We start from the raw sequence: 12,008 nt of genomic DNA, 5'->3' as shown, positions 1-12,008 counted from the left end.
CCGGCGCTATCACGTCGCGCCCGCAGGGGCACTGCTGGCGCTGAATCTACTGCTCCCACCGTTGCGGGGACCGCGCGTTCGGCGACCAAGAGCTCTAGTGCTTTCCTCGGCGCGCTGCGTCGCCGCAAGCATGTCTCAGCCGAGACAGAGAGCGATGTGACTTCCGAAATCACGCCTGCCGTCGAGACTATTGTCGAGATCGCAACTGTTCCCCCGGGCGCTGAGAGCGACGCTTACGCACCAATTGCGGCGGTGCCTGAACCAAGCGGGCAAGCGCTTCAACTTGGTCAACCCTTGACGCTACACATTCCGTCAAGCGTCGTTGATGTGCACGACGGCGGGATGCACGGCGACGCGAACATATCTGAGGACGTGGCCGACTCGATGTCGTTCGATGGAGCTAACCGGCATGGTGAATCATTTCCGCTTGATGAAGATGGGCCTTATGACGAGATTGCTGAGCCTGTAACAACAATTCCGCACGATGATGAACCGATTGGCAGCGACGATACTGTGACTGATGGAGAAGGATCGCGCCCTCAGGATAACGATGCCGAAAGATTTTCGGACCACCAGCAAAACACCGCCGAACCAGTGAGAAGTTCGCCCGAACCGCTCGTGGAACCAGCGCCCTTGCAACGCTCGACGTTTGAACCTGACCTGAGTAAGGTGGGGCGGCCGGACGAAATTCCTCACGAAGCTGAACCACTGCGAGTGAAGCCAGTTCGTCCACTTGGCGATGAGACAGTCTTCACTACGGCCGAGCGTTTGCGAGCATCCGCCTTCGCCCCGCTCGCGTCAGAACGCGTCGACAATCGGCCTGCCCCACCGGCAAGGGATGCTGAGAACGACGAATCTGGGCTCAGCGCTTCGGAGCCCGAGGGGTACGGAACTCAGCCCCGTATAGTCGCGGCGACCGAGAACACGACCGATGATCTTGCGGGAGTTGCGCCAGACAAGGTCGATAGCAAGGAGCCGCCGGGAGCAAGCACTCAATCCGTCGACTCGTGCGCGCAGTGCGGAGTGGAGCTCTCTGACTCTGATATTTTCTGCGGATCCTGTGGATTCGTGAAGCATGGCGTCGGGCCAGGATCTCGCTCGCAGCCTGCCGCTCCAGACCACTCTCCTCGGGGAATTCCTGCCCCGAGTGAGCGCCCTGCTGAAGTCGCGCAGGTTGAGTCATTTGAGGTAGTCGGGCGCTCCGATTCAAACCCTGACGATGAAGCGAAGCACAACGTCAGCGATGATAACGGCGCCGAGTTGATCGATGCTGCGCGCAGTCCTCTCGAGCCGAGCACGCCTGAGGTGCACTTGACCGAATCCAGCAGCGAGCGCCCTCTAGTCGTTACTGGAGCAATTACCGTAGTCGAAAGCGAGCAGCGCGAACCGGAGTCGCTGGAGATCCCCGCGCCTCGGGCATCCGTAAACGCGCCGAGTACGGTCGAGACTTCGGAGTCCGAGACCGTCGCCGCGCCGACAGAGTCGGAACTGAACGTAGCAGGCGAAGCTATACCGCTGATCGAGCCCGGGGATGAACTGCCTGCGCCGACTCTAGCGGTTAGTGGCGGGAGCGAACGGCCCGGCGATAGCAGTACCTCCGAACACCCCAATTCCGCCGGTGACGCGGATGACGCACCTCCTGCCAAGAATCACACGGACGACGCACCAGCGCGCGGAGTGGCACCGGAAAGTTCGCCAGAGCTCCGCGAGGATGCCGCCACGCCGAGTGCTTCGAGTGCTCCGGCATTTTCAGTGCTCGCTCCGCCGCCGAAGTCGAACCAGCGGGTGGAGCTTCCCATTTCGCCGCCCGTTCCCCTGGCATCGTTGGGGGCGGATGACGCAGACATTGAAGATACGCGGATCGTTGAGCGCAGCGTCACTGGCAGCCGTTTCGTGCTGCAGTTCAGCACCGGTGACAGCGTTATTGTGACGGGAACGGGTCTTGTCGGACGGAACCCGATCCCGGAACCGTCTGAAAAGTTTGACATAGTTGTTCCGATTACAGACCCCAGCAAATCGGTGTCTAAAACACATCTCGAGTTCGGTCAGATGAGCGGAGTGTTCTGGATTAGTGATCGCTACTCGGGCAATGGAACGATTGTTCGTGAGCCAGGCGTCGAACCGCGGCGATGTGAAGCAGGAAAGCGATACCGTGTTGTCCGGGGAACGCGAGTCGAAATCGGCGAGCAATTCTTCATCGTTAGCTAATCGCGAGTGACGAGTCTTTCCCTCCACATCGCGAGATTCGCAAGTCCTGTGCACCGGCGCTGCTGCGCAGAAATAGGTGGGCTTCTCCTCTGGTGAAGTAGGGGAGTGAACGAGACTCCAGCCGCCGAAACTCGCATTCTTCTTCCCGCAGCACCCCAGCGCCCAGCACCATTTAGATTCCCGGTTATCGCTGCAACGGTGCCGGTAGTGGCCGCTGTCGCCATTTGGCTGATTACCGGGTCAACCTTTGCGCTAATTTTTGCGGCGCTCGGTCCATTGGCGGCCACGGGGAGCTATATCGATTCGCGCGTGTCTTCTCGCGCCATGCGTCGGGTCGAAAGTGCACGATTTGCGACGGAGCTTACGACAACGGCGAACGCGATCAATTCCTACCATCGCCGCGAGCTTGACGAACTAGCGGAGAAAACGCCGTCCGCAATCGCGCTCGTCAACGACGTGCACACCGATTCCTTACGCTGGATGCGCGAGTCACATGATGTTCTTCCGGTTCATCTGGGGCGCGGCCTTGTTCGAAGCAGCATTTCGATTGATCGCGGCGGCTCTCACGACTCTCAGTCGCCTGAAGTGGAAGAAAGCTATCGGAGCCTCGTGACTCAGGCGGAATACCTCGAACGCGCGCCGATCGCCGTCAACGCACGACTGGGTATTGCGATCTTTGGTAACAGACTGATCGGGGTGTCATTGGCGAGAGCATTGGCTATCCAGCTAGCTCGAACGCTCGCGCCAACGACGAGCTGGGTGAGATTAGGGGGAGAGTTCGCGACGGAAGCATGGGGTGCTGCGCTCCCTCATCGGCAGCTCCAGGGAGGCGAGCAGTCAAGGATTCGCTCTGAGGCGAGTCAGCAGCCCAACGATGTTGCGAGCGTGCAGTGGGGAGAGCTGGGAGACTCTTCAGCACGGGTGTCAATCATTGTTGTTGCTGATGAAGAGCATGCTCCCAGTGGGCATCGTATTGTGATTCGAGCCCACGGCGACGGCATCGCGGTTATCCGACACCCTGATCGTCACCAGCGCCGCGAGTTTGAGCCGTCCTTCCTCGGGCGCGAGCAGGCGCTAGAGTGGGTGCGAGCTGCGCGAAATATTGCAGCACGTGATGGTTTGGCCACGGGAATTGACGTCCTGCCGGGCATTGTGCACTTCTCTGAAACTGCGCAGCTTGCGGATCCTGATAGCAATTCGCGTGCGACGCGTCGTCGATCGCTCGAAGCGCGGCCAGCGATGGGACGCGGTGGCGCCATGCGGCTCGATCTCGTCGTGGATGGCCCTCACGCTATCGTCGGCGGCACAACGGGCAGCGGTAAGAGCGAGTTGTTGATTGCGTGGGTTCTCGCAATTGCCGCCGAAACTGCTCCAGAGGATGTCACTTTCCTCCTCGTCGATTTCAAGGGCGGATCCGCGTTCGCTTCTTTAGCAAACCTGCCACACACGGTGGGAATCCTCACCGACTTGGATGACACGGCTGCTGCTCGTGCCTTCTCCAGTCTCAAAGCCGAGCTGCGCCACCGTGAACGCACTCTGGCGCGGGCGAAAGTGCGAGACATCGCTGAACTGGAGGGCCTGCCACGCTTGGTGATTGTTGTCGACGAGTTCGCTGCAATGATTGATGACTTTCCCGAGCTCCATACTTTGTTTAGTGATATTGCTGCGCGCGGGCGCTCGCTCGGAGTGCATCTCATCCTCTGCACCCAGCGGCCATCGGGCGTGGTGCGGGACTCCTTGCTGGCTAACGCCGACTTGCGAATATCATTGCGCGTCAATAATGGCGCTGACAGTTCTGCGGTTATTGGAAGCGACCGGGCAGCAGAACTTCCGGCACAACTCAAAGGTCGGGCTTGGGTCGCTCATGGTTCTTCCTCAGCTGAACTCGGCCAGTTCGCACTAGTCGAGCCCCGCGACATCCAGAATGTCGTGGCGCACTGGCAGCGGAGTACCGCACCGCGACGGCCATGGTGCGAGCCGCTCAGCGAGCACATTCCACTTTCAGCGGTGCTCGCGCATCCGGAGGCGCTCGCAGCAGGGGACACTGATGCGCTGACCTTTGGGATGATTGACCTGCCTGAAGAACAGCGACACGGAATTGCGACTTGGTCCCCATCCGGCGACGGGCATCTGCTGATACTCGGCGCCCCTGGCAGCGGTAAGACCAGCGCTCTTGCCACTCTTGCTCACGTGAGCTCATCCGAAGTTCGCGTACTAGGAACCGATCCAGCGGCTTTGTGGGATGGAATCAACCGTCTTTATGCTCGCCTCGATGCTTTTCCGCAACAAGACTTGGGGCAAGTGCCTGTTCACGTCATGATCGATGATCTCGACGCGGCGGTGTCGCGCTTCGACGATGAGTATCGCCCTGTGGTGCTGGAACGGCTGTCGCGGCTGCTTCGAGAAGGGCCAGCATCGGGCATCGTATTCGTTGTAAGTGCTCAACGAATTACAGCCGCATTGCAATCAGTCTCCCCACTCTTCCCGAGCACGCTTCGGACGAGGCTAGCGACGAAGCAAGACTTTGTGCTCTCGGGTGCGCGATCGGAAGACTTTGTCGAAGCTCTTCCCCCGGGAGGCGGTCTCTGGCGCGGTAAACGCGTGCAGATCGCTCAGAGCGGCCGCTGCCTCCCTGTGGCAGAGCGTGCTTTAGTAGCGACGCTCTCTGCAGGTGAGGGGATTGTGGTGGTGAGTACCCGCCCCGCGGCGACTTCGGTCGCCTGTAGTACCGCGGGGTGGTCGGTGCGAATGGTCGAAGGAATACCGGGCGCTGAACGAAACCTGCTGATCAATCACGGCGACACTCTCGGGCCGATAGCCCTCATCGGCTCGGTCGATGAATGGCAATCTCGTTGGGGAGCGCTCCAGTCGCTCCAGAGTCACGCCAACATTGTGCTCGACGGATGCAGCCTCAGCGAATATCGCCAACTCGCGCGGACGAGAGAGTTGCCCCCACCCTTGAACCCGGGGCAGCGCGAATACTGGCGCATTACGGGCACCGGGCCCGCGGAGCGAGTACAGCTACCTGGCACACATCAGCCCGGTGACCAACCGGACAATGCCAGTGCGCAGAATCCCTAGCGCGATTCCCGTTCTGCGGTACCCGAATTGGGCACATTTTGCGCGCCACAATGAGCTGCATCCATGAAATTATTGTGAAGCGCCAAAAGCCCCTCCTAACTGGGGCTATAACAACCCGGACTGCGCTCACTACCATCGGTGTAACTGGTGGGGGCGAAGGAGAAAACGTGACGAGAGCACTTCCGCAGGATCATGCGATCCAGCAGCTAATGCTGCAGGCGAAGCAATCTCAACTCAGCCGGAGGCGGCTGTTGCAGGGGGCCGGAGTAGGTATGTCCGCCTTGGCGCTTGCGGCGTGTGCCGCGCCGGGTGGGTCTGACGCAATTGATATTTCAGAGAGCGACAGCTCGCTTGTGTGGGCCAGCTGGCCCTCATACATCGATGAGGATCTCAGCGGACACTCCGCTACCCTCAAAGCTTTCAAGGGCGAAACTGGTATCAGCGTCGAATACAAGCCGGTCGTAAAAGACAATGTCGGCTTCTACCTGACGATGAAGGATCAGCTTGCCCTGGGGCAGCCCACCGGCGCAGACATCATTTGTGTCAGCGATTGGATGGCCGCTCGACTTATCCGATTTGGGTACGCCCAAAAGTTCGACTCGGAAAATATCCCCAACAAGGCAAATCTTACGAAGACACTTCGGAGCCCAGACTTCGACCCTAACCGCGACTATTCACTGCCTTGGCAGAGCGGATTCATCGGGCTTGCCTGGAATGCTGACGAATATCCCAAGGGCCTCGTTTCTGTTGAGCAACTGTGGAAAGACGATCTCAAGGGCAAAGTTGTTGTCCTCGCTGAAATGCGCCACACCATGGGAATGTTATTGCTGGCTCAAGGCGTCGACATTTCCAAGGACATCTGGGGAATCGACGAGTTCAAACAAGCCAGTGCGGTGCTCGAGGGGCATCTGGCTTCTAAGCACATCCTCGGCGTCTATGGCAGTGACTACATTGACAAGCTCAAGTCGGGCGAAGCAATTGCCGGGTTTGCTCGTGCCGGCGATATTGCGGTGCTGAACGCTCAAGCTGGATACGAAAAGTTCAAGTTCTTACTTCCCGGATCACGAGGAACTTTCTTCACCGACTCACTCGTTATTCCTGCCGGGGCGCAGCATAAGGCAAACGCCGAAAAGCTCATGAACTTCTACTACGACCCTCAGGTCGCAACAGAAGTTGTCGAATGGATCCGGTGCGTGAGCCCCGTTGACGGAACTCTTGAGTACGCTATCGAGAACTTCCCGAAGCTTGCGACAAATCAGTTCACGTTCCCCAATGCGACCGCCATGTCTCGAGCGAGCACATTCCGTACGCTCAGCACCACAGACGACCAGGCATTCAACGCCGAGTTCCGCCGCATTACGGGCAAAGGCTAACTGGCTCAACGATTCGACCCGAGTGGCCGTGCCCCGTGGGGGCGGCCACTCGGGTGAGTTTAGAAAGCCCGGCTTGAGGCGAGTTCGAAGCGGAGCTCACCAACGGGAATTCCGCGGCCGAGCACTTGCTCGGTAGTCGCGGCGAGCACCGCGGCAACGGCATCCGCGTCGAGCGCACCTGCTTCGGCGAGCAATGAAAGCCCAACAGGCAGTAGCGGTCGGATCGAGCCATCGAGAATCTTGAGCGTGACGGTCGTGCCATTCGGGGCAGCGGCGATGAGCACGCCCTCGGCGCCGCGCTTAGCGATGACACCGAGTGAGTCCATCGCTTCGGCTACTTGGGGCATATCAAGCCCCCAGGCGTTACCGCGGATAGCGTTAACGAGCGCGACCGCATTCGACTCGGTGGTGGCGTCGGCGAGCACAACGCGCTGAATAGCAGTGGCGAGCGACACAAGGCTCATCGCAAAAACAGGAGCCCCGCATCCGTCAGTGCCTTCGTGGGCGAGAGGCACGCCAGTAAACTCGGTAACGGTCTCGCGGATACGTCCCTGTAGCGGATGCTCGTGCTCGAGATAGCTCTCGAGCGGCCAGTTATTGACGACACAGGCAGCGAGGAAACTGGCGTGTTTCCCGGAACAGTTCATCGCGAGACGGCGTGGAGCATCAGAAGCGCGGCGCGTGACTGAGTCGGCCGGCCAGTCCGGCGGACAGCGAAGGTTATCTTCGGTAAGGCCATAGGCGGAGAGAGTTGATGCGACGACGTCTTGGTGCCGCTGGCTGCCGGTGTGGCTGGCGCTTGCGAGCACCAGTTGTTCGTCGGTGAGCGTGACGCCAGCGCGAAGCACGGCGATCGCTTGCATTGGCTTGAGCGTAGATCGTGGGTAAATCAGAGCGTCGGGATTTCCGAGCCTGCGCAGTTCACTGCCGTCGGGGGAGAGCACGACTGCAGCACCGAGGTGGCGGGACTCGATCATTCCCGAGCGTTCGAGGATTGCGAGTTGAGTGGTGTCAGGGACAGTGAGCGCATGCGTGGGAGTCGTCGATACTGAATTCACCCTCCTACGTTATAGCTGTCGAGGCACAGCGGGCCGTCGGATGCGGAAACGGGCGGGCACTGCGACGGCGGTTCTCAGAATCCAGCGCTACGGTGAATCCACAACATGGTGTAGTTGACCGCCTCGCCGCGGTCGCCGATGCTGGCTCTGCAAGCCGCGAGGGAGTTTCTGATGAACATCGACCACAACTTTGAGGTGCGCCTGGAATGGTCCGGAAACCTGGGCGAGGGAACCACAAATTACCGTGGCTATTCTCGCCACAACGAGGTGACCGCAGTAGGCAAGCATCCCATCGAGGGGTCAAGCGCCCGCGTTTTTCACGGCTCTGCGGATCGGTGGAACCCCGAAGAGCTGCTGATCTCGGCGCTCAGCCAGTGCCACATGCTCAGCTACCTCCACGTGGCAGTTAGCCGCGGGATCGTCGTGACTGCCTATCACGATGAGGTTTCGGGAACGATGAAGCAAACCGATAACGGCGGTGGGCATTTCACTTCGGTCACCCTGCGGCCAGTTGTCACGATCTCGGCGGGTAGCGTCGAGGACGCCATGGATGCTCACGCTGAAGCGAGCAGCAAGTGCTTCATCGCGGCATCCGTGAATTTTCCCGTACTGCACCAGCCCCGAATCGTCGTGGCGCCGGCCGCACCGTAAAGCCGTCGGCGATTCCACACGCTACACACAGCCAAAGTGCGGGAGGATGAGTGCTCCGTGTTCTTGCTTCGAAGGGTTCTTGTGCGTAAAGCGATTCCGTTTCTGTTGACCATCGGCGTTGTGGCGTCACTTGCCGCATGTGCGCCTGCTGATTCGACGACCGCGGAGAACTCCGTTGATTGCACGCCCACGGCATCAGGTTCTGCCTCTGAGGGTGTCACGGTGAGTGGCGATTTCGGCACGAAACCTGAGGTCACAATTGACTTCCCCACGGATGTCGCAGAAACGCAGCGTTCCGTTGCAATTGAGGGTGATGGCGACACTGTTGCTGTCGAAGCGGCGACCGCCAATGTGCAGTTCAGTCTCTACAGCGGCGCCACGGGTGATGAGCTCTCCTCCACGACCTACGACGAAGCCGGATTGACCGCTTTCCCCGTCGATGCTGAGCAGTTCTTGGTCGGTATCGTCAAGACCATCGAGTGCTCTACTGCGGGTTCGCGAGTGGTCGGGGTTATCCCTCCCGAGGAGTCTTTCGCTGATGATGCCGCTCGTGAGCAGCTCGGTGTCGGTGCAGATGACGACATCGTATTCGTCGTTGACGTCATCTCGGTTGATCCTCCTGCCGCGCCGGCTCTTCCTCGCGCAGACGGTGAAGACCAGCCTGCTGAAGACGGATTCCCCACGGTTAAACTCGATGATGACGGTCGCCCCACGATCACCATCCCCGACACGGATCCGCCCACCGAACTCGAGGTGGCTGTGCTTAAGCAGGGCGACGGTGACACGATCGAAGAGAACTCTGATGTCGTTGTTCACTACGTCGGCATGAACTGGACCACAGGCGAGATCTTTGACGAGAGCTGGGCGCGTGGCGCTCCATCGACCTTCAACACCGGTCAGGTTGTCCCCGGTTTCAAGACCGCTCTCGAAGGCCAGAAGGTTGGCTCGCAGATCATTGCTGTGCTCCCGCCAAGCGAAGGTTATGGCGAAGCAGGCAACTCCGGCGCGGGCATTGGCGGCACGGACACGATCGTGTTCGTCGTCGACATTCTCGGTATCGGCTAATTCGCGCTCGTCGTTGACGCACATTTGTGCGAGCCAACTAAAGTAGCGGGATGCGCAAGATAATTTTGCTCGGATCGACGGGCTCGATCGGCACGCAAACACTCGAAGTTATCGAGGCACACCGTGACCGCTTCGAGGTGGTCGGTCTGGCCGCAGGATCGAACCGTGCTCTCGCTGAGAAACAGGCCGCACGATTCGGCGTGAAGCACATCGCGTTCGGCGCTGAACAAGCAGCTCAATTAGTCCGGGATGTTCGCGCCGATGTCGTTGTTAACGGGATCACCGGCTCCGTCGGTCTCGGGCCAACGCTCGCAGCGCTCGAATCCGGAGCCACGCTAGCCCTCGCCAATAAAGAAAGTCTCATTGTCGGCGGTGAGCTTGTGACATCGCGAGCGAAGCCAGGGCAAATTGTTTCTGTTGACTCTGAGCACTCGGCGATCGCCCAAGCACTGCGTTCGGGCCAACACTCTGAAGTGCGCCGCTTAGTGCTCACGGCATCCGGGGGACCATTCCGGGGTCGCACGCGCGATTCGTTGCGCGATGTTACCCCGCAAGAGGCGCTTGCTCATCCCACGTGGGATATGGGACTGGTCGTCACCACGAACTCGTCAACCCTCGTCAATAAGGGTCTCGAAGTGATCGAGGCACACTTGTTGTTCGACGTGCCCTACGATCAGATCGACGTGACGGTTCACCCGCAGTCCATTATTCATTCGATGGTCGAGTTCGTTGACGGCTCCACTCTTGCCCAAGCAAGCCCGCCAGACATGAAGTTGCCGATCTCCCTTGGTCTCGACTGGCCGAACAGGGTCGATGGTGTCGGCGCGCCGCTTGATTGGACGACGGCGACCACGTGGAGTTTCGAGCCTCTCGACAGCGAAGTTTTTCCCGCCGTGGAGATGGCGAAAGCCGTTGGCGCGGCGGGCCTTACCTATCCGGCGGTCTTCAATGCGGCCAACGAGCAAGCTGTGCTTGCGTTCCACGCCGGAGCTATTGGTTATCTCGACATTCTCGATGTCGTTGAGCAGGTCGTGCAGAGCCACGAAGCAACGGAATTGACTCTGGATGCTCTTGCCGCTGCAGAATCGTGGGCGCGCCGCGCCGCTGACTCTGTAGTCGCTATCCGGGCATAGTCCGAAGGGCTCTACGCGGGGTTCGCCCCCAGTGTGGGGTTGTTCTGGCGCTTCCACAGCAGCGATACAGGTGGCCGTCGGTGCGCGTGGCTATTCTTAGCGGGTGGAAAACGTGCTCTTGTACATTCTTGGCATCCTCGTCGTTCTTGTCGGCCTGGCTGTGTCTATTGGCCTGCATGAAATAGGGCACTTGTGGCCTGCCAAACTCTTCGGCGTGCGTGTTAGCCAATACATGATTGGTTTCGGTCCGACGGTGTTCTCCCGCAAGCGCGGCGAGACGGAATATGGCGTCAAGGCGATTCCGCTCGGAGGCTATATCTCTATGGCGGGAATGTTCCCTCCTGGAAAGTCCAGCAGCGGAAGTCGCTCCGCGACAACGGGTGTTTTCCAAGCGCTAGTTCAAGACGCTCGTACCGCCAGCGCCGATACCTTGGTCGACGTTGACGAGTCCCGGGCCTTTTATAAGCTCCCGGTTCTGAAGCGTGTCGTCATCATGCTTGGCGGCCCGTTCATGAACCTTCTGATTGCGATCGTGATGTTCGCGATCCTCTTGATGGGGTTCGGTGTTTCTCAAGCCTCCACGACGGTGGGAAGTGTTTCTGAGTGCGTGCTTCCTGCGACTTCTGAACGACAAACGTGCGAGAGCGCCGACCCTGAGGCGCCGGGCTATGCTGCTGGAATCATGCCGGGCGATCGACTGGTGTCCATGGACGGCCAAGCGGTTTCCTCATGGGCTGAGGCCACCGAGCTCATCCGTGCCGCAGCGGGAGATGAACTCAGGATCGTTGTCGAGCGCGATGGTAACGAAGTTTCTCTCGTAGCCGAGCCGCTGCTCACCGAGCGTTATGTTTATGACGATCGAGGTCGGATCGTTGAAGATGCCAACGGCGTCGCGCAGACGGAAGAATACGGCTTCTTAGGAATCGGCTCGGCGCTGGAGACGGTGCGTCAACCGATCACGGCAGTTCTGCCCGCTGTCGGAGACAACATCGCGTCGGTCGCGCACGTGATCCTCAATCTTCCACAGCGCATGATCGATGTTGCCAATGCAGCGTTCGGTCCTGATGAACGCGACCCGAACGGCCCCATTAGCGTCGTTGGAGTCGGGCGTATCGCTGGCGAAATCACGAGCCTCGATACAGCGCCTGTGGCAGACAAAATTGCGTCGCTAGTTGGCCTTATTGGTTCGCTCAACATCGCACTCTTCGTATTCAACCTCGTTCCGCTGATGCCGCTCGACGGCGGTCACGTGGCGGGTGCACTCTTTGAGGGCGTGCGCCGTTTCTTCGCGAAATTATTCGGCAAGCCCGACCCCGGCCCGTTTGACGCGGCACGGTTCATTCCGCTCACGCTCGTCGTCGTGGTGCTGTTGGGGGCGATGAGCGCAATGTTGATCTACGCGGACATTGTGAAGCCGATTTCGATCTTCTAACGCGTTG

The 12,008-nt window shown here is 59.6% G+C and carries 8 protein-coding genes; 7 read left to right on the top strand and 1 reads right to left on the bottom strand.

Annotated features, from left to right (window positions below; translation table 11 throughout):
• The first annotated feature begins 156 nt into the window (after nt 1–156).
• The 3 genes from AACZ26_RS11895 (at nt 157) to AACZ26_RS11885 (ending at nt 6,662) form a co-directional block, all read left to right on the top strand.
• A complete protein-coding gene (locus tag AACZ26_RS11895; RefSeq protein WP_339621842.1) occupies nt 157–2,208 on the top strand; it encodes an FHA domain-containing protein in 2,052 nt (683 codons plus the stop codon).
• A gap of 105 nt (nt 2,209–2,313) precedes the next feature.
• Nucleotides 2,314–5,289 carry an FtsK/SpoIIIE domain-containing protein gene (locus AACZ26_RS11890; protein ID WP_339621840.1) on the top strand — a complete coding sequence of 992 codons (2,976 nt, stop codon included), beginning with the start codon at nt 2,314–2,316 and terminating at the stop codon, nt 5,287–5,289.
• Between the two features lie 167 nt (nt 5,290–5,456).
• Nucleotides 5,457–6,662, top strand: a complete 1,206-nt coding sequence (locus AACZ26_RS11885; RefSeq protein WP_339621839.1) for a spermidine/putrescine ABC transporter substrate-binding protein — start codon at nt 5,457–5,459, stop codon at nt 6,660–6,662.
• Between the two features lie 59 nt (nt 6,663–6,721).
• Here the strand turns inward: AACZ26_RS11885 and AACZ26_RS11880 are convergent, their stop codons facing one another.
• Complete coding sequence (locus tag AACZ26_RS11880; protein WP_339621837.1) at nt 6,722–7,720, bottom strand: asparaginase; 999 nt, start codon at nt 7,718–7,720, stop codon at nt 6,722–6,724.
• A gap of 171 nt (nt 7,721–7,891) precedes the next feature.
• Between AACZ26_RS11880 and AACZ26_RS11875 the strand changes: the two genes are divergently transcribed.
• The 4 genes from AACZ26_RS11875 to AACZ26_RS11860 all read left to right on the top strand — a co-directional run bounded on the left by AACZ26_RS11875 (nt 7,892) and on the right by AACZ26_RS11860 (nt 12,001).
• Nucleotides 7,892–8,371 carry an OsmC family protein gene (locus AACZ26_RS11875; protein WP_339621835.1) on the top strand — a complete coding sequence of 160 codons (480 nt, stop codon included), beginning with the start codon at nt 7,892–7,894 and terminating at the stop codon, nt 8,369–8,371.
• Between the two features lie 81 nt (nt 8,372–8,452).
• Nucleotides 8,453–9,436 carry an FKBP-type peptidyl-prolyl cis-trans isomerase gene (locus AACZ26_RS11870; protein ID WP_339621834.1) on the top strand — a complete coding sequence of 328 codons (984 nt, stop codon included), beginning with the start codon at nt 8,453–8,455 and terminating at the stop codon, nt 9,434–9,436.
• 50 nt (nt 9,437–9,486) lie between these two features.
• Entirely contained in the window at nt 9,487–10,569 is a 1,083-nt protein-coding gene (locus AACZ26_RS11865; RefSeq protein WP_339621832.1) for a 1-deoxy-D-xylulose-5-phosphate reductoisomerase, read from the top strand.
• A 103-nt stretch (nt 10,570–10,672) separates the two neighbouring features.
• Nucleotides 10,673–12,001 (top strand): site-2 protease family protein, encoded by a 1,329-nt coding sequence (locus AACZ26_RS11860; RefSeq protein ID WP_339621830.1) that lies wholly within the window; start codon nt 10,673–10,675, stop codon nt 11,999–12,001.
• The last annotated feature ends 7 nt before the right edge of the window (nt 12,002–12,008 follow it).

It is taken from the genome of uncultured Salinibacterium sp., assembly GCF_963974405.1.
Taxonomy (GTDB): Bacteria; Actinomycetota; Actinomycetes; order Actinomycetales; family Microbacteriaceae; genus Rhodoglobus.
This window is presented reverse-complemented; position numbering and strand designations above follow the sequence as displayed.